Source organism: Sporosarcina sp. SG10008 (genome assembly GCF_044569405.1).
Classification (GTDB): domain Bacteria; phylum Bacillota; class Bacilli; order Bacillales_A; family Planococcaceae; genus Sporosarcina; species Sporosarcina psychrophila.
Map to the genome: position 1 here is coordinate 317,432 of NZ_CP172607.1, position 19,492 is coordinate 336,923.

The 19,492-nt window shown below is 38.4% G+C and carries 17 protein-coding genes; 11 read left to right on the plus strand and 6 right to left on the minus strand.

Annotation, left to right across the window (positions count from 1 at the left end):
• Positions 1-54: 54 nt before the first annotated feature.
• Positions 55-1,479, minus strand: a complete 1,425-nt coding sequence (locus ACGLYD_RS01645; RefSeq protein ID WP_399631008.1) for a metallophosphoesterase — start codon at positions 1,477-1,479, stop codon at positions 55-57.
• A gap of 620 nt (positions 1,480-2,099) precedes the next feature.
• On the opposite strand from ACGLYD_RS01645, the gene ACGLYD_RS01650 reads away from it, so the two are divergent.
• Together ACGLYD_RS01650 and ACGLYD_RS01655 are read left to right on the plus strand one after the other, a co-directional pair.
• A complete protein-coding gene (locus ACGLYD_RS01650) occupies positions 2,100-2,741 on the plus strand; it encodes a YfbR-like 5'-deoxynucleotidase (protein WP_067206211.1) in 642 nt (213 codons plus the stop codon).
• Positions 2,742-2,944: 203 nt separating this feature from the next.
• Positions 2,945-3,454, plus strand: coding sequence for a YfiT family bacillithiol transferase (locus ACGLYD_RS01655; protein ID WP_354314704.1), 510 nt, complete (start codon positions 2,945-2,947; stop codon positions 3,452-3,454).
• Between the two features lie 249 nt (positions 3,455-3,703).
• Here ACGLYD_RS01655 and ACGLYD_RS01660 read toward each other — a convergent pair whose 3' ends face one another.
• The gene (locus tag ACGLYD_RS01660; RefSeq protein WP_399631012.1) at positions 3,704-5,731 is read right to left on the minus strand and encodes a carbohydrate-binding domain-containing protein; all 2,028 of its coding nucleotides are present in this window, start codon (positions 5,729-5,731) and stop codon (positions 3,704-3,706) included.
• A gap of 290 nt (positions 5,732-6,021) precedes the next feature.
• On the opposite strand from ACGLYD_RS01660, the gene ACGLYD_RS01665 reads away from it, so the two are divergent.
• The 4 genes from ACGLYD_RS01665 (at position 6,022) to ACGLYD_RS01680 (ending at position 9,579) form a co-directional block, all read left to right on the plus strand.
• The gene (locus tag ACGLYD_RS01665; protein WP_399631015.1) at positions 6,022-6,708 is read left to right on the plus strand and encodes a response regulator transcription factor; all 687 of its coding nucleotides are present in this window, start codon (positions 6,022-6,024) and stop codon (positions 6,706-6,708) included.
• On the plus strand, positions 6,701-7,999 hold the full coding sequence (locus ACGLYD_RS01670; protein ID WP_399631018.1) for a sensor histidine kinase: 1,299 nt from the start codon (positions 6,701-6,703) through the stop codon (positions 7,997-7,999). Before ACGLYD_RS01665 ends, ACGLYD_RS01670 begins: the two co-directional genes overlap by 8 nt.
• Positions 8,000-8,114: 115 nt before the next feature.
• A complete protein-coding gene (locus tag ACGLYD_RS01675; RefSeq protein WP_399631020.1) occupies positions 8,115-8,924 on the plus strand; it encodes a polyphosphate polymerase domain-containing protein in 810 nt (269 codons plus the stop codon).
• Positions 8,893-9,579: a DUF4956 domain-containing protein gene (locus ACGLYD_RS01680; protein WP_399631022.1), complete on the plus strand. Its 687-nt coding sequence runs from the start codon at positions 8,893-8,895 to the stop codon at positions 9,577-9,579. The genes ACGLYD_RS01675 and ACGLYD_RS01680 overlap by 32 nt, the downstream gene beginning before the upstream one ends.
• A gap of 358 nt (positions 9,580-9,937) precedes the next feature.
• Here the strand turns inward: ACGLYD_RS01680 and ACGLYD_RS01685 are convergent, their stop codons facing one another.
• A complete protein-coding gene (locus ACGLYD_RS01685) occupies positions 9,938-12,322 on the minus strand; it encodes a polyprenyl synthetase family protein (protein WP_399631025.1) in 2,385 nt (794 codons plus the stop codon).
• Positions 12,323-12,667: 345 nt separating this feature from the next.
• On the opposite strand from ACGLYD_RS01685, the gene ACGLYD_RS01690 reads away from it, so the two are divergent.
• From ACGLYD_RS01690 to ACGLYD_RS01700, 3 genes are all read left to right on the plus strand, one after another.
• Positions 12,668-12,985, plus strand: a complete 318-nt coding sequence (locus ACGLYD_RS01690; RefSeq protein WP_067206226.1) for a general stress protein — start codon at positions 12,668-12,670, stop codon at positions 12,983-12,985.
• Positions 12,945-13,313, plus strand: a complete 369-nt coding sequence (locus ACGLYD_RS01695; RefSeq protein ID WP_342537658.1) for a hypothetical protein — start codon at positions 12,945-12,947, stop codon at positions 13,311-13,313. The genes ACGLYD_RS01690 and ACGLYD_RS01695 overlap by 41 nt, the downstream gene beginning before the upstream one ends.
• Before the next feature lie 125 nt (positions 13,314-13,438).
• The gene (locus ACGLYD_RS01700; protein ID WP_340741565.1) at positions 13,439-13,936 is read left to right on the plus strand and encodes an LURP-one-related family protein; all 498 of its coding nucleotides are present in this window, start codon (positions 13,439-13,441) and stop codon (positions 13,934-13,936) included.
• Between the two features lie 26 nt (positions 13,937-13,962).
• On the opposite strand, the gene ACGLYD_RS01705 is transcribed toward ACGLYD_RS01700, so the two are convergent.
• The 3 genes from ACGLYD_RS01705 to ACGLYD_RS01715 form a co-directional block, all read right to left on the minus strand.
• Entirely contained in the window at positions 13,963-14,373 is a 411-nt protein-coding gene (locus tag ACGLYD_RS01705; RefSeq protein ID WP_187046761.1) for a hypothetical protein, read from the minus strand.
• A gap of 224 nt (positions 14,374-14,597) precedes the next feature.
• Entirely contained in the window at positions 14,598-15,290 is a 693-nt protein-coding gene (locus ACGLYD_RS01710; protein WP_342537659.1) for a hypothetical protein, read from the minus strand.
• Between the two features lie 211 nt (positions 15,291-15,501).
• On the minus strand, positions 15,502-15,936 hold the full coding sequence (locus tag ACGLYD_RS01715) for an SMI1/KNR4 family protein (RefSeq protein ID WP_338653399.1): 435 nt from the start codon (positions 15,934-15,936) through the stop codon (positions 15,502-15,504).
• Positions 15,937-16,688: 752 nt separating this feature from the next.
• Between ACGLYD_RS01715 and sstT the strand changes: the two genes are divergently transcribed.
• Positions 16,689-17,921, plus strand: coding sequence for a serine/threonine transporter SstT (sstT, locus tag ACGLYD_RS01720; protein ID WP_187046764.1), 1,233 nt, complete (start codon positions 16,689-16,691; stop codon positions 17,919-17,921).
• 188 nt (positions 17,922-18,109) lie between these two features.
• Positions 18,110-19,030 (plus strand): HNH endonuclease, encoded by a 921-nt coding sequence (locus ACGLYD_RS01725; protein WP_187046765.1) that lies wholly within the window; start codon positions 18,110-18,112, stop codon positions 19,028-19,030.
• Positions 19,031-19,492 lie beyond the last annotated feature (462 nt).

A 19,492-nucleotide genomic window follows, 5' to 3' on the forward strand; every position in this document is an offset into this window, starting at 1 on the left:
AAGAAAAAAAGTCGGTGTTTATACACAGTTTCATATTGTATGTTTAAAGGGTTATTATTTCTTGATAATCCCAAATTGATCGACAATGTAAGGTTCTGCATTATTTTTGCTTTGATCGATCTCATAAGTTATTGCAGTCAATTTGTCTTTATTAATAGTGATACCGACGAAGTTTTGAATTTGGCCGCGTACTGGACGGCGGTTATCGTTCGGATCTGGACCATAGATAGCTGCATGATTCTCATCGGCAACTTCAAAGAGATTATAGTAAGCTGATCCAAGTTCGGGCGCTTGATTTTTGTAATACACTTTTGGTCCAGCTGTAGCAGGTATCAAATAAATCGTACCATCTGGATTTACGGTATATTCTACGGTTTGTCCTTTTTTAGTCCAAATAATTTTTTCGGTTTCTGAAGCCGTACCATCACTCTTGATAGGCTTAGTACGTGCATAGATATGGTCATGTCCTTGAAGAACAAAGTCGATGTCTAGTTCCGCCATGAGTGGTGCCACCTGATTTCTCACACCGTTTGGATCTAGGATATCATCATCTGTTGCATGGTTAGATGTCGTGTAAGGTCCCTTGTGAATATTGACAATAACCCACTTAGCTCCATCAGCTTTGGCTGCCTTCACATCATCCTTCAACCATTCAATTTGCTCTTCTGAAAAATTGGCGTATTTTTCGGAGTCTTCGTTGCTATTAAGTACGACAAAGTGAGCGTTACTATAATCGTAAGAATAATAAGCACCTGTCTCAGTTGCAGAATTTTCAGGTGCATCAAAATTAAAATGATCGATAAAAGCAAAATTTTCATCCTCGTGATTCCCTGCGGATGGTGCAAACGTCGTGTTTAGCAAACTTTCCTGTGAATGTCCTAGAAGCCAATCCCATTGTTCCTCTTTGACTCCATCGTCAACTAAGTCGCCATTGTGAACAATGAACTCAGCATTAGGGACAGTATCTAGAGCCTTAGAGATAGTCTGGGATGAAAGAATTGCTTCATCTTCTGTTTTAGCCTGGGTATCAGCCAAATCAATAAATGTAAAAGTTCCATCTTTTGGAGATGTCTTAAATGAACCCATTTCACTCCAGTTATTGAGTTCTTCATCTCCAACACGGAAGTAGTATTCAGCATCTGCTTTAAGCCCAGTTGCTTCAGCTTTGTGTACATACTCTTTCTTGGAATTAGTAGAGAGGGAAGCAGTACCTGAAAATTTCAAGGCTTTATTAAAATCAGGTTTCTTCGCTCCTTTCCTTTTCACTACCTGCAAATCACTATTCTTGTAATCTAGTGATGTATACCAAGTGAGTCCCTTAGAATTGGTCGTATCCCCTTTAAATGTGACAGTTACCTTGCTGACTTCAGTATGATTTGGACTATCTGTTGCAAAAGAGAGCGTACTGCCAACTCCGCCTACTATGGATAAAGCTAGGGCAACTGAGATGATTTTTTTTTTGATTTTCAAGAAGATCATCCTCCAATTATATTGTAATAGTCCATCCTCATGGACAGTAATTTCACTATAACATTTTAATCTCTAAGCTTTGTTAACTTTATATATTGATAGTGTAAAGAATTGTTAATGCTATTTTATTTATTATTTTAGAATAATAGTGGGATAACTGAATAAAACTGCGTACTCCAGACTCGGGCCAGATAGTCGAAGAAAAAAGGGAATTAGAAGGCTTCTATTGAAAGTTAAAGGGTTAGATAGTCCTTTTAAAATACTGAGAAGGAGTGAAGATTCTGAAAAAATGGCAATAATAATCAAAAATAGAAGTTGGTCTTTTTGTATTTGTAAAAAGGAAACAATCCAGATGCCCCAGTTAATCATAATAGTGAGAAGTAGCAGAACAGACTACCGAAGCACGTCAATTTGACTAAATTGACCGATTAAATTCTTTGTTGTATGTTGTTAATCCCTTTCCTGCATAATTTAGTTAGAATTAGGGAAAGTAATTATAGACAGTGCTTAAAGTGAACATAGCTCTGTTTTTTTAAAAAAACGTGTTATTCTAGTCGTAAATATGAACGTCTGTGTGACTATTTTTTTTATACTTAAGCCCTGAAAAATATAGAAAGGTGATGAGTAGGATGGGTGTACATCAATATTTTAAAAGTTTATCTGATTTAGAACAAATTATTCGTTGTCCAGGAAAGTTCAAATATCAGGAGCATTCCGTCGCCAGTCATTCATTTAAGGTGACAAAAATTGCGCAATTTCTTGGAACAGTCGAAGAGGAATCTGGGCAGAAAGTGGATTGGAGAATCTTGTATGAAAAGGCATTGAACCATGATTACGCGGAACTTTTTACAGGAGATATTAAGACGCCTGTAAAATATGCATCGAAAGAGTTGAAGCAACTCTTCAGTGAAGTAGAGGAAGAAATGACAAGAAAGTTTGTAGAAAAGGAACTTCCAATTGAGTTTCAAGCCATTTATTTGGAACGACTTAAAGAAGGTAAAGATGAGACATTGGAGGGGCGCATTTTATCTGTGGCTGATAAAGTTGATTTGCTTTATGAAGCATTTGGTGAGATTCAAAAGGATAATCCAGAACCATTGTTTTTAGAGATATACGAAGAAGCATTAAGGACAATACTGCTGTTTCAAGATATGAACTGTGTAGAATACTTCCTAGAACATATTCTTACGGATATGCTTAGTGAACGATTTACTGAACATGGGGAGTTAACGGGCATTGCAATGCGGATAATTGAAGAACACGGAGGTTGATAAAATACATAAAAATGTCCAGTTCTAAAGCAAACTAACGTACAAGGCTAAACTTCCACAAACGGGCCATTTTCTTGAATAACACTGACAACGGTTTTCTGTCTGGCTTAATTGCGGGAGGCATCCCCAAGCGATGTTGAGAGGATTCTTTATGTCAACATATATAGAAAGAGAAATAATGAATTTGGAAAAGGGGATTGAAAATGGATGTAAGATTTCCAATTGGAGAATTACAAGTTCCTGAAAAAGGTACAGTAGAAAATAGTCAAGAATGGCTAAAGGAAATTGAAACTTACACGATTCGATTAAGAGAAACTGTTGATCCATTATGTGATGATGAGTTAAGCAGAACATATCGGGATGGTAGCTGGACAGTTCGTCAACTTGTTCATCACATTGCAGACTCTCAGTTGAACATGTATCAACGTTTGAAGCTGGCTTTAACAGATGAGAATCCAACAGTACCAGATTTTGATCAAGAAAAGTGGGCCATTCAACCGGATACAAAGCTTCCAATAGAAAGTTCGATTAAAATGTTAGAAGGTATAAATGAGCGCATCGTAGCTTTAGGATATAGTTTAACTGAAGAGCAATTAAATCGAGCTTTTACACACCAGAAGAACGGTGAAATAACAGTTGCAACAAAAGTTGCAAAATTAGCTTGGCACGAAGAGCACCACTTAGCCCATATAAAAATTGCATTATCAAAATAATACAAGATGTATGGAATTGGCTTATCAAACTCCGGTAAACCATTTTTATGTAACGATGTTAATTAGCCTGTTAATTGACATACCAATTAAGCATGAAATAACTGTAAACATTGCTATAACAATAAAAAGAAGGGACTAAAACCATCGCGGTTTTGAGTCCCTTTTCTATTGTTTCTAAATGGTTTGGACCTCTGAAGAGAACCCTTTAATTTATTTTATAGAACTTTTTATATTTCCTTTTCCTCTATTTCATTTTCCTTCTGGCTCCATACCCTCGGGAGCTTTCATCCCTTCTGGTGGCTCCATCATCCCTTCTGGTCGTTCCATACCTTCGGGAGCTTCCATCCCTTCCGGTGGTACCATATCCCCGTGCGCTCCCTTACCACCTGGACCTCCCATACCGCCAGGACCAGAAGTTTTTGCAGTGGTGATTCCAGATTCATCAAGCCATGTTACGGTGTCGGAAATTGTGAACTCCACAACTTTCGTGCCGCCTTGATAGTCACCATCTTCAAAAAGACCATTACTTTCTTTACCAGACGTTGTCCCTTCTGAGTAAAGGGTATATGAAGCATCTTTCGTTAGTTTTGGCGAACTAATGACGACCGATTGATAATCTTTTTCGGGCGCAAAGGTCACAATCTCATTTCCTTCGCTATCTTCTAGATGCAGTGTGGTTCCTGCAGATTGTGTCTCCTTATAAGTCATCAAGATCGTATGCTGTGATGAGCCTTCTGAAGTGGCCATCGCCATACCAGAACTTCCTGTAGCGATGAGAACTCCGCCACTTATTTCAAAGTCTTCGTCATAATCCAAAGCACCATTGCCATTATTCGTAGGTCCATTAACGATCACGGTACCGCCTGTCATGGATATGGAACCATTTGAATCGAGTCCATCACCGGCTGCATCGACATAAACATAGCCACCATTTATTGAAAGCAGAGGATCTTTCGCTTGTTCAGTAGTCGTGTCAGAATTATCGTCGGCTTCGCTAATGTTAATGCCATCATCAGTTGCTTTAACATGAATTTTCCCGTCCAAGATTGTGATTGAATTACTTTCTATCCCTTCATTACTCTTCGTGATGTCGATGTTCCCGCCTTTGATCAGAATGGACGTATCTGCATGAATGCCGTCATCGCCGGTAGCCATTTTCAAATCGCCACCAGCTATGGTGATCGAGTTGTCGCTGTGTATCGCATCATCTAATGAATCCAGTTGAAAGCTTCCCCCGCCAATTGCCACTTCTTCATTTGCCTTAAGCCCTTTGCCACTAGATGTCTCAGAGCTAGCGTCAGTTGTGCTTGTTTCCGTTTCTCCAGGGGTAGGCCGACCCATTTCAGCATTTGCTATTTTTTCAGGACTGCCGCCGCCAGATGAAATGTTGAACTCTCCGTCTGCGATTAGAAGTGAAGTCTCAGCCTGAATGCCATCATCAGCTGCCTTGATATCGAAACTTCCTCCTTCAATGGCAATGATCCCTTTTGAAGCATCTGTGTCATTCGTGGACTTCATGCCGTCGCCACTCGCTTCGATACTGATATCGCCATCTTTAACGGCGAGGAGATCTTTTCCCTTTAATCCATCATCAGCTGAAGTAATTTGGGTTGTTCCTCCTGTAATTTTCAATTCGTCTTTACTGGTGATTCCGTCGTTGTAGTTGCCTTGCACGATTAGTTTCCCACTGCCGTTAATGGTGAGATCGTCTTTGCTGAACAACGCTGCATTCGGCTCATCTTCCTCTGAATTCTCATAAACATATTTTGCTCCGTCAGATAACACGTTTTCAGTTCCTTCTTCTAATGAAACAATCGTTTTTTCTGCTTGTTTCACGTAGATTGCTGAAGTAGAGGAAGAATGGATTTCCGCACCATTCAAAACGAGCCGAACGATGCCATCGTCTTCTGTGTCCACAATGAGTTGCCCATCATCCAGTTTTCCTTGGATTTCATACACGCCTGAAGTTGTTATCGTGACGCTGCTTTTGTCGATGACTACTCTTCCATCACCTTCAAAGCTGGCACCACTTCCATTCAACTGAATAGACGTTGCGTTTTCCCAATCCTCGTAAAAATCTCCATCTGAATAGCTTACATACTCGCTAATAACACTCGCTATTTCTTGATCCCCAATCGTACTTAAGCTCTCGCCTTTTGCAGTAGACTCATTATTGGTACTTACCTTTTCTGAATCATTGCTGCAAGCAAACAAAGATGCGGTGAACAAAAGAGAGGCGGCTACCTTCATAAATTTAGAATTTTGTTTTTTCATCATAAGCTCCTTATTGCAAATGAAATTTCATCCGTTTTTCAGATGATATTTTGCTAATAACCCTATTATTTAGGATGAACCTTAAACAAAGCTTAAAAAAGGAAATGCGAAATTAAAGTTTGCTTTTATTTCAGTTGGACCTATAATCTATCGTAACGATATCAATCACGCCTCGGCGTGATTGCGTCCAGATTTTGAAGGCATATCTAGCATTCATCTCACCACTTATAGAAGTGGGGGACTTCTGTTGAATTAAGTTAAAACGTTGATAAATGATACAAGGGGGGCACTATATGAAATTACTAATCATTGAAGATGACAAGTATCTCTCTGAATCAATATGTGAAACAACAAAGGAAATGTTCGATACCGAGCAGGCTTTCGATGGAGAGGAAGGACTGTTTCTTGCACAGCAAAATATTTTCGATATAATCATTTTAGATATCATGCTTCCGTATATGAACGGTTATGAGGTATTAGAAAATTTGAGAAAGCAAAATATCACGACTCCTGTCATTATGCTGACAGCCAAAGATGGAATCGATGACAAGATTAAGGGTTTTAAAATGGGAGCAGACGACTATTTAGTGAAACCTTTCCATCGAGAAGAACTATTAGTGCGGCTAGAGGCAATGATAAGGAGATCAGGAGGTTTATTAAAAGAAAATGTCCTAACTTTTATGGAACTACATTTGAATATCAAAAATAAAACTGTGGAAATTAATGGGGAAGCACTTAAGTTGAATGGCAAACAATTTGATTTACTGGAGTATTTGATGAACAATAAAAACGCTATTTTGACTAAGGAACAGATTTTTGATCGAATATGGGGATTTGAGTCTGATACATCTACTACAGTTGTGGAGGTGTACGCCAGTAATTTACGAAAAAGTCTCAAGAAGTTTGGCTATGATCAATACATCAAAACCTTCCGTGGGTTAGGTTATATGCTGGAAGACCATGGTGAAGGTAATGTTTAATAAACTAATTTTCAAGAAACAGCAGCTAAAATTCATGATTTTCAACTTGATTGCTTTTACTGTGATTTTCACGATCTTTAGTATTATCATTTTTGGCCAAGTTCAAAATACATTATTTTCAAAGACAGACGAGGAACTGTTATCATTTCAAGAAATGATGACAGATAACAATCCAAAGGGGTTACGGCTGCCTCTTAAAGATGGAGACTTAGACCGGCCTATACCTAATGATGAGAGACGAAAAAATGCGCCAAATCCAAGGATGATTGTCATGCATTGGGATAACGCAGGAAATATACGTAATGAAAATGAAATCGGAACCTTATTTTATGAAAACTATCTAACCGATTATAAGCTAGATAAAACAACTATGGACAAGATTACAATGACGAAAATCAGTGAACTGTATCACTTTAGATATATTCTTTTTGAGGACCATAATGATGAGGATGAAATTGCCTATACACAGCTGATGATTAACGTGGATGCTGAACAAACCATCATTTCCAACTTTGAGAAACTGTTCATTATCTGGTCGGTCATCTTCATCGTCCTCTCTATTTCTGCAAGTTTCATCTTATCTAAAAAGATGATGAAACCAATTATTCATTCTTGGAATAAGCAGGCGGAGTTTGTTGAAAATGCTTCACATGAACTCAGGACGCCTTTGACGATTATTCAAAATAAGCTGGAGCTTCTCCTAACAGCACCGCAAGAAAGAATTTCAGATAGGTTTGAAAATATAGCCCTAAGCTTGTCTGAAACAAGGCGTTTGTCCAAACTCACTTCGGATTTATTGACCTTGGCAAGAGCAGATTCGGCAGAAACACAGATTATGAAGCAATCCATTCATATCGATACATTCATCCGAAGCGTATGTACGCCTTATAAGGAAATTGCTGAGTCGCAGGATAAGCATTTTTCGCTAAATTGTCAAAGTCCTTTTACTATAGAAGCAGATGAAACTCGGCTGCATCAACTGATAGTAATTTTAGTGGACAATGCTTTAAAATATACGAGCGAAAACGATAGTATTCGTGTGAAAACATATGGCGAGGATCAGAAAGTTGTAATTGAAGTGAGCGATACGGGGATCGGGATCAAAGAAGAAAATATCCAATATATTTTCGATCGCTTTTACCGAGAAGACAAAGCCCGAACTAGGGAAACTGGAGGCATGGGCTTAGGATTGTCCATCGCCCAGTGGATCGTATCGATGCACAATGGAACGATTCATGTGATAAGTAACCAGAATAAAGGAACCACTTTTATAGTCAAACTTCCAAAGTAAGAGATCACATCATCGTGATCTCTTTTTTTGTGTTGTTAAATTGTTTTAAGGTTTGTTTAAGGTTCTTCTTTTAGTATTTAGTTCATAGAGCGACAGCAAAAAGGAGTAGATAGATATGGCGATCGAAATCTTCAGTCGGCAAGAGCAAAAGTATTTAATCACTCGCCGCCAATACGAAGAACTTGTAGAACGGATTGGACCAGAGATGCGAAATGATAAGAATGGCGTCGATGGAAAATATTCAGTCACTAGCCTGTACTTTGACAATGCGGAGAAAGGCATTTATTTTGAGACCAAAAACAAACTAAGATACCGCCAGAAATTACGTTTACGCGTATACGACGATGCAAATCTTACCAGCGTGGCATTTTTTGAAGTGAAGCAGAAACATAAGAAAGTCGTCAATAAAAGACGGATGCTTTTGTCGCTAGGGGAGGCGTATCGCTATTTAGAGGAAAACGGTCAAGCGGGCTTGGATCACTACAAAACGTCCAATTCGCAAGTCATGAAGGAAATTGATTACTTCCGTAAGTTCTATCAGTTACGTCCCGAAATGGTCGTATCGTATAGCCGTCACGCATTGCACGGTATTCATGATTCAGAACTGCGTATTACCTTCGATTTCGACTTACGTTGCCGTAAAGAAGATCTGCATATCGAGAATGGTTCGTACGGAGAGCATTTCATCGATCCAGATCTCGTCGTGTTAGAAGTGAAAGTCGATCACAGTGTGCCGCTTTGGCTAACACGTATTTTACAGGAGCTTCAGTGTGAGCAGCGCAGTGCATCAAAGTTTTGTACCAGTATGGAACTGCTGAGTGGAGATGTATTACCGCAGGCAGGATACTTTGAACCGAAAGAATTGGAAAAACAACTAACAGGAGGAATAGAAAATGGCTCAGATCACGAACTTGTTTTCATCTAATGGATTGGAAGGAGCCACTCCGACCATGTGGATGAGTATTACCGCGATGGCACTTGCTGCGGTCCTCAGTTTAATCATTACGAAAGTGTATCAAATTACATTTACAGGAGAGCGCTATTCACAAGCGTTCGTCCATACAATCATTATGATGAGTGTTGTCGTGTCAGTTGTTATGAACGTAGTAAGCGGAAATGCCGGTGTGGCGTTTGGTTTATTCGCCGTATTCTCCCTCATCCGCTTCCGAAGTGCCGTGACGAACGCCAAGGATATCGCCTACATCTTTTTCGGATTATGTGTCGGGATGACAGCAGGACTGTTTCAATTCCCTCTGGCCATTGCATTGACGTTATTCTCCAGTCTGATTTTCTATATACTATACAAAGTGGACTATGGAAAAGGGAAAGATACGCAAATCCTTAAAGTAACTGTCCCTGAAAATCTAAATCACGAAAATTTATTCAACGATATCTTGAATGAAAAAACCGAATACTTCCAACTTCGACAAGTTGAAACAACGAACTTGGGGACGATGATTCTCTATACATTTGCCATCCGAAGCAAGACCGATACAAAAGATCAGGACTTGCTAAATGAAATCCGTGTACGCAACGCGAATTTGAAAGTATCCCTATCTTATCTTGAGATGCGAGACTGAACTGTAAGACCGAATTATGAAAAAAGCCGTCTACTACGATTTTTAAAAATCGAGGAGACGGCTTTTTTTTCTTGCTGTACTTTAATGTTTATAGTTTGGCCACAGCAGGTAATGATCAAAACTTCACTATATGAATGTGTAATTGCATTTAACAAACAGAATACTCTCCGTTTGTAGGACACTTTGAAGCATTGGTTGGGCACTTTGCCGAGTTCGTTGGACAGTTCTCTGGGCTTTGGTTGTAGACTTCGAAGAGTTTGTTGGAAACCTCGTTGTTAGTAGGACACTTTGCCGAGTTCGTTGGACAGTTCTGGGCTTTGGTTGAAGACTTCGAAGAGTTTGTTGGAAACCAACAAACTCAATGGTCTCGGTTTACGAGATAATTCAATAAATGCTTCAAAAAAGTCGTATTACGTGGTATTTCTTGTAACGTTTCCATCGCAAAACAATAATGTTCCCACATCGCTTTTCTGGCACCGATAGCACCTAGGATTGATACAAATGTCGTATTGTTGTTTTCAGCATCTTTTCCAATGGGTTTCCCGAGTACGTTCTGATCCCCTTCCACATCAAGCAGATCATCCTTAATCTGAAATGCAATGCCGGCATGACGGGAGAATCTTTTCAAAGCTTCCATTTCCAACTCCGTTGCATGGGCCAGAATTGCAGGCATTATAAGAGAAGCTTCAAATGCGATTCCGGTCTTATAAAAGCACATCGTATTCAATTGTTCCAGCGTCAATTGTTTCCCTCTGGAATCCAAGTCCATCGCCTGTCCTCTACACATATCCCCTACGATTTGGGACGAATATCGAATCAAGCGTAGCACCGTTTTTGGATCGTACTGGTCAAGAGATGTTTGTTCTTCAACCGCTTTTTGGGTCAGGAAAAGTCCAGTTAATTCAGCTGTGGCAACGTCATACACCTGATGTAAGGTTGGACGCCCTCTACGCTTGGGCGCATTATCTTGGGATGGCATATCATCAAAAATGAGGGATGCCGTATGCATATATTCCAATGATCTCAGAAGCGGGACGATAGATGACTTATCCAATCCATATTCGTTCACACCCATGACCCAAGTCATGATTGGCCTTAGTCGCTTTCCATCACTTTTCAGACTGTAATTTGCCGCATCGATTATCGGTTCACTCATCGAAGAGGTATTTCCTATTTCGGAAATAGATAATACGTCGTTGATCTGGTCACGTACAGTTTCGATTGTAACTAAAAAGGCTTCCTGCTCTTTCCGTTCACTTTTCAGATTCGTAATCATATGATCTCGAAGCAGTTTATCAAAGAAATCCACATCATCCGCTTTTCGAACCATACGTTGGATGACTTTGTTGAATGTAGGATTTCCCGAAGCAAATAACTTCATAACTTCGTTGTATTTATTAGTGCCCATTCGTTTTTTAAATCGTTTCAGCCCGTTTATGGCACGATCGAGTATCACCTCACGCGTCTTGCTATCAGAGCGATAGACATTATGGATCAAATTATAGATGACTGCCCAGTACAATTCAAAGGGATTTATGAGGTCCGAGCGCTTATCGTGATATTTCAAATAATAGGTATAGGGTGTTACTCTTTCTTCATTTAAGTCATCAAACATATCCGCAAAATCATCCGCTAGCTGGTTGTAAATGCCATATAAAAATGTTCGGTTATGGAAGCCCTCATCCTCAGGAGCACTTATGACTGAACGGGTAATCAAACGTGAAGAAGAGGATTTTAAAATGACAGGTATATAAAGTTCTTCATTGGTGTAATTCGCATTGGATAGAACCTTTACGCGATCCACTTCCTGGGAATTGAAAAACACATAAGACTGCTCGAAAAAACTTTTTCTTGTCTCTGGTCGTTGAAGGCTCTTAATATACTCAAAGGCATCTCGGAGTTCCGAATGGGCAAATCTGATGAATTCCGCGTTTTTTCCAGTCCACTGATCCAATTCAGGAACAGATCCTGTGATAAGTGTGGACCGTATTAAATCGGAATATCGTTTTTTCTCTTGATTTGATAAAACACCGGCATCCAGAAGGTCGTCAATGAATGGATACGTCAGACCATAGGAATACCCCAGCCTAATCGCTTCTTCGAGCTTCCGGGTACGTTCTTCAGGCGTAATCTCAGCGTCCATCTCTTCAACCACATGCAGGATGACCCCGGCTATGATTTTGATAAGTTTCCGCTTGGCTTCCTCAGCATCCATCCCCTCTGGAATATGGGATGATACAGTCTTTAATTTATCCATCACCCAGATCATGGTGGATTCAACGCCTTCCTTCTGGGCCAGCCGATACATCCCAGCCATAGTAAACATCTCCAATTTACTTCCAGGGTTTTTCGGATTGGAATCAATTAGGTGATTTTTTAAACTATCAACTGTACGTTGAACCCTGGCCTGTGTGTCAGGTGAGTCCAAGGCTTTACCCAAATCTCGCATGTAAATATAGGAAATGCTCCGATCCAAATAATTATCTAGTTTACCTGTGTAATCCAGCCATTGGATATAAGTGTGATACCCCTCTGAACCAGTTTTTCCCTTTCCACGCGAAAAAATAGATAATAACGGGAAAGGATGAATATGGTTCTGTTTCCAAGACTGTATATCTTTTATCAAAACAGGGGCAACCATGTTTTGCACGAGCTGTTCAGAAAGTGATTTAAAATAATGAGCAGCCTCCTGCTCAGCCAACCGATAGCATGCATCGGCATTTTTTAGTAACTTCTCATTCATACTAATCAATACCTCTACTTTAAGTTTTCATATATATGTATGCAATATTGATCAAATCAATGTTAATAATCTAAACACTATCCCAAACTTTTCACAAAAACTAAATTTATTTTATTCAAAATAACATTTTCATCATAAGAAAGCTATACACAGCCTCTAACAATCCTACGATTTACCATTGCTCCTTACTCAATTTCTCTATCCAACACTAACACTTTTTTATTGAATATTTCAGCTGGGGGCTTTTCATGATGATATATTACTGGATTTTTGTTGAATAACTCCCGGCTTTTGATGGAACCATGGTAAGCGTAAAATAATAAAAATCTTAGAAGGCAAATTGATATGGCTTACAAAAAGTTTGTAGGCACATTCCAAAATGAAACTGAGGTTTTGAATAAGATCGACGAGTTAAAAACACAGGGGTATTCTGATAATGATATTTACATTGTGAGAAATGATGCGGATGTGATCGGTTTTTTATACCGTTACAATTACTATAATAAAGAAACAGATATGCCGGGCCTATTAGAAATAAATATCGTAAAACATCGCAACTGTACAAGACCTGTTTCAGTTGGCCCATCGGACTTTTTGGGCAATTGCCGAGGGGGAAGTGAAAGTGGAGGAAGATTCCGAATTACTGGATGCCATCGACTATGACGACGAGGCAATTTCGAAAATGGTTGCACGAAATCAGTTAAGTATTGGCAAGATTAAGCTGTACGTCATTGAAACTAGAGAGCCAGAACTATTCGCATTTTATTACAGTGAGAATGTTTTGGAAGCGCACGCACTCCATCAGGACATGTTCCGAGAGACGCCAAAACGAATGACCAATGCCTCCCATTTAATGCCGAAGCTTTTTCATTTCGATGAACTGGATGCTGCGAATATATTATACTTCCACCGTAACAAAGTTGTCGCATATCCGAATTATTTAGGACATGCTAGGGCGGGGGAGCGGGTGTTGGCACGGATGCGGGCTTGAGTAGAGTAGCAAGACTATATGTTTTCCCCATATATTTATGGAGAAAGTGAAACGTATTGTCATCCGATACGTAGTAGAGAGAACGGGTTTTACTGAAAAGGGGTTTCTAGTACAGGGGGGATTACATGAGACAGTTGTATATTAAGCAAAAGGTATTTAGTTTGAGCGGCAAGTTTTCGGTGAAGGATCAAGAAGAGAATGAAGTGTATTTCGTAGAAGGAAGCTTTATGCAAATACCGAAGACGTTTTCGATTATGGATGTGGCTTGTCAAGAAGTGGCGATGATCACGAAAAAAACGTTTAGTTTTCTACCGACTTTTTTTGTCGAAGTACATGGCCAAGAAATGGTAACGATAAAGAAGGAATTTTCTTTTTTAAAAGCACGGTATTCAATTGACGTGGCAGGGATAGAAGTACAGGGGAATTGGTGGGATATGGATTTCGAAGTATACCGAAATGGGGAACTGATTGGTGCTGTCAGCAAAAAGTGGTTCACATGGGGCGATAGCTACCAGTTAATAATTGTAGAGGATGAGATGGAACCACTTCTCGTGTCGCTTGTTGTGGCGATTGACTGCGCAAAAGCAGCCCAGTCTGCTGCGGCGGCTGGGGGTGGGGCGTGACCAGACCAGTAAAGTGTCAATATCAGCTATTTTTTAATAATTAATAGATCATTCTTTGGTGTCAGCATACCGTTCTTTTCGTAATAATTACCTACTTTTCTTGAAAGTACTACCGTTTTTATAGCATGGTTTCCCTTAGCAAATACGAGTAGAAAAATATCTTCTCTAAAATCAATTCCATTAATACTACCCTTAAATTCAACATTCAATGATTCTTCTATGACATCTACTGTTGTATATGGTCCATAGACTGATGCCTTCTCCCAGTCAAAATCGGTTAAAGTAGACAGTGAGATTTCTGTTGTACCACTTTCCGCCTGCTCTAAAATCTTTCTAGCGAGCATGGGATCTTCACTAGCCCTATTAACAAAAAACAAACTAAGTATTAAAGAGGTTAATGCAGCTCCACCAATTAATAAAATCCATTTTCTTAACATAAATTACACCCCTATTAAACTGTGACTTTCTTATTTACAAAAACTACGGCAAGGTAAATAAAAAGAAGATATTCAACGAGATAGATTGACCGTAACAGCAGACGACCGGATAAGCTCAATCGCTTCACCTTTGAGCTACTATCGATCCCCTTTGCTAATACTGCCTAATAGCAACGAAAAGCCTTTATAAAACGTAACATCCCATAAATATTCAAGTCATATTGTTATTTAAATATAAATTTTCTCTTACCATTGTCATTCTGCAATTCAAATAATGTTGGTTTACTAACGAAGCGCTCTAGAAGCTCATAGGCCCTATAATCCGTTATTTCATCAGGAATAGTAATTCCGCTAAATGACGTAGAAGAAATTAATGCATGAAAATCATATCTGAACTCGTAATCACCTGTATAAGCCAGCGCCAACTTACCTTTCCAATCAATTTGATAAGACTGGCCTTCTTCCTTAGTAAACTTAATAATATGATAGGCTGTCGCATCGTGACCGAGCAAATAAACATCAAAGGCAGTCAAATCTAGATTCAAGTTTTTCTGTTCATCCTTGGATAGAAAGTCAATTTCATATGCCTTTCCATCTAGTGTCTCTAGGTCAAATGGTGCCTTATCACTTCCTACATGAAAACCTTTATAATCCCATTCTTGAGATGACATAGTACAACTATGATAGTTGTTCCATACAATCTTAGCGCGCCAATCGTCTACTTCTTCATCGTCATTCTCATCTAAATCTAAATCTTCCTCATAATAATCTGCAGTTTCCAAATGTAAATCGAAATACAATCCTGTTCTTTCTTTCAATACTTCCTCTTCTTCATATTTGAAATGTGCACTCCACTTAAAGTTGATTATTCGATGACCATTAGGCCAAGGATTGTCTACAAAATAAATTCGATCCATAATTATAGTCCTCCCTTTTCATCGTAATTAGTCTATCCTACCTTGTCTCCTTCTTATTAAACTACCTTGCCATGTAAGTTGAATAATTAATTTCACCACATAAATCCAATCCACTTATTGAACTATTCTGCTCTTTTAGTTGAATAAGAAAAGGGTGCTTAACCCCTAATTGAAGCAAAACACCCGTTTGGTTAAGAACGAAACCTCCTATTTATATAGAAATTTCGGAAGTAATCCAACCTTTTATAAAATCTTCTAACGAAGAAGCAATCCAAGTTCGGCTATCATCCTCATGATTCCATACATATATGTCCTCTTTTTGAATACTCCCATTTAATATGGCAAAACCGAACAAATCCCCATTTCCCCCATCAGAAAAAAACATTAAATTATCAAATGGCATATAAATATCTTTATAATCATCAAAATTTCTAAAAAACAAGTTGTCTTCTATTATTTTTCCAGTTGACCAAATCAAAGGACAATCAAATTTATCAAATACTCCATTTGTTTCATTTAATAGGTTTAATAATTTTTTTGGTAATTCAATATTTAATTCTTTTTTAATAAGAGTTATTTCAGAATTGGTTGCTGGGGCTTTGAAATGATATTCTTTCGATATTTTCTCAATGTAATTCTTCCACATAATTTAATCCCTGCCCCCTTTAAAGTTTTCTAACATTCAATAATTCACCACTGTTCATATGTTATCCTTGTTGAACTATCGTGCCGCGTTAGTTGAACAACGGGCATATCAGTTCATGATACAGTATAACTTATTTACAAATATTGGTGTAGGGAAGTGAGTAAGCCGAGCCAGTTTGTTTACCTGTTATTTCAACGAGACGAGCAGGTTTAAGTGTCTTAGAATCATTTATGATGAACTACACGTAGAACCTGTACAGATTGCTCTTATCGAATGAGATGTCATAGAGTAGCGTTAAATAGGTTAAGTGGGTGAGATTTCAAAGATTCGATACTCGAAATATTATTTGATCTGGTTATTAATCGTATTTTTGAGAGTTATAATGGCTCTCTTTTTTACTGTCCTAGGCGGGCCCAATTCCCACCATATCCATAAAAACATTCGTGAAATTGAATGTAATTTATGGGATTTAAAGCAATAATTACTGAAGGGAATTCAGTGATTGTTGTTTTTTTGTTTTCATTATGTACCTACACTGTCCATATGATCCAAAATCTCTGACTAGCGCCCAAACGATTTTAATAGTAAACCACAAAAAGTATTCTAATATAATGCACAATTCTAAAAAGGATGTGTTAAAATAAAGTTTCAGTCTACTTCAAGGTGAAATAAGTACATTTTGCCTCAACGTGGAGAAGTGATTGTGCATTTTTTATAATACGAGTTTAAAGAAAAATCTGGAGGATAGTATAATGAAAAATTTATTTGTTAAATGGAATCAAATAAGTCTAGTAAAAAGGATAGTTATTGGTATTATTGCCGGTCTTATTTTAGCTTTAATCGTTCCTACTGCAGCAAGTTGGGTATCCATTTTCGGTTCTTTATTTGTCGGTGCATTAAAGGCAGTGGCACCAGTCTTAGTATTATTCTTAGTGATGCACGCAATTTCCGTGCATAAAAGCGGTACGAAAACGAATATGAAAGCGATTCTTGGGCTTTATGCGATTGGTACACTCCTAGCAGGGGCTGTCGCTGTCGCTGTGAGTTTTATGTTCCCGGTTACACTAACATTGACAACAGGAGCAGAAGGGCTTTCTCCACCAGAAGGTATTGTTGAAGTTCTTGAAACATTACTCTTTAACATAGTTGCGAATCCAGTTAATGCATTACTCAATGCTAACTATTTAGGTATTTTAATGTGGGCAGTTGTTCTTGGACTTGCATTGAAAAATGCCAATCAAAATACAAAAGACGTGTTAGGTAGTTTTTCAGATGCAATTACTAAAGTCGTGCAATGGGTGATCAATTTAGCACCGCTTGGTATTATGGGGCTTGTTTTTGATGCTATTGTAACAACTGGCTTTTCTGCTTTACTTGTATACGGTAAATTAGTTTTAATTTTAGTTGGATGTATGTTGTTTATCGCACTTGTAGTGAATCCGTTAATCGTATATGTCTATATACGCAGAAATCCTTATCCAATTGTTTTCAAGGTTTTAAAAGACAGTGGTATCACGGCATTCTTTACACGCAGTTCAGCTGCAAATATTCCTGTAAATATGAAGTTATGTGAAGAACTTGGCTTAGATGAGGATACTTATGCAGTATCAATTCCTCTAGGTGCTACTATTAATATGGCAGGTGCAGCCGTTACAATTGCTGTACTAACTCTCGCAACAGTCCATACGCTTGGGATTGAAGTTGATTTTGTGACTGCACTTCTTCTTACTGTTGTTGCGGCTGTGTCTGCAGCAGGTGCATCAGGTGTTGCAGGCGGATCACTTTTGCTTATCCCGCTAGCGTGTAGTTTATTTGGAGTTCCAAATGATATTGCTATGCAAGTGGTTGGCGTAGGCTTTATCATCGGTGTTGTTCAAGATTCTTGTGAAACTGCACTGAATTCATCTTCTGACGTACTGTTCACAGCTACAGCTGAATATGCTAAGGAACGTAAAGAGGGTAAAGTAGTTACTGTGAAGTCTTAAGAATTACGATGAAAAATTAAAAGCCACGATTACCGAAGATGATTCGGCGATCGTGGCTTTTGGTTGTGCAGAAATCATTTTTTTACTCATTCAGGTCAATTTGAAACTACAATAAGCAGCCTAAAGGAAAAAAACAGCTATAATGAGTATAGAGCTAGTTGAATTGCGATTTAGGGAGTGTTCCATACATGCAAAGTTTCGTTGTGATGCAAGGTCAGACATATCAAGAAGAAAAAGAATTAGGAATCATTTGGTCACTGCAACAAGACAGTAGTGGGAAAGAACGTCATTCACGGCTACGAATGATAGAGGTAAATGAAGGGGATCGCATATTTCATTATGTAAAAGGAAATATTGTGGCGATTAGTGTTGCTAAAACAGGATGCTTGATAGCGAGTAATCCGTCAACTATGCAAAATCAAGAACGTTTGATTGATGATGGGTATTTAGTGGAATTGGACTATCATGAACTTGAAGTACCTGTGAATGTACTCTCGAAATTTGATGACATTTTGCCGCTTCTGCCAATTAAGTATTCACCTTTTCAAACAGATGCAAATGGTAATCAAGGGTATTTATATCCTTGCAATGAGGAATTAGCAATAAAGTTAATAGAATTAATTGGCGACCTTAATATTTATCAAGTAGATGAAGAGCAGCTCGAATTAGCAATTGGTACGGTGCTTCAAACAGAACGTAACACATTCATTCCCATGATTGCTGAAACAGAATCGGAATTGAAAACAAAGATTCGTTTAGGGCAACAAAAGTTTAGGGAAGGTTTACTACCACTCTGGGATCACAAATGTGTTCTTTGTGAGATTGAGTTACCTGCACTGCTTCGCGCAAGCTACTCTAAGCCATGGAAAGACGGTACGAGTTTTGAAAGAGTGGATCCTTATAATGGTGTCCTTCTATGTTGTAATCATGATGCGCTCTATGAGAATGGATTTATCGCATTCGATGGACAAGGTAGATTGCATATTTCATCACAGATTTCGGAAGAGGATTATGAAAAGTACAGTATGCATTCAAAAATGAAAATCGCCCGAACTGAGGAGAACAAGCCTTATTTCAAGTGGCATAAAAAAAATCTATTTAAAAAATAAGATAGTGTAGAAGCTATGGCTGTCACTTTTGGCGTCATTTTGCACATCCAACTTTAAAACCCAGCAAAAATCTCATGTGAAGTTTGCTGGGTTTTGTATATATTTACATCCAATTATTAAAGAACTATTCGGATCTGGCTAGTAAAAAGGCGCATGTACATTGTTCGACAATCGCGTCCGTTAAGGGCAGACTGTTTACTTTAACCAATAAGAAAAAAAATAACGTTCATTCTTATTTATTTGCGTTCTTTACGATTTTTAAAGTCCTTAGATATCCGAGAAACAATAAAAGAACAAGTATATACATAAGTACACCACAAATCGAATAGATAGCTGTTAATTTGGTCGTTATTGGAAAAAACACCAAAAGCATTATAATGCCATTCTATGTTAGCGTATCCTAACCAAATGCAGCTCTTTGTTCTTCTGGAACTAACGCGGCAGGTGAGTTCAATAAGGAAT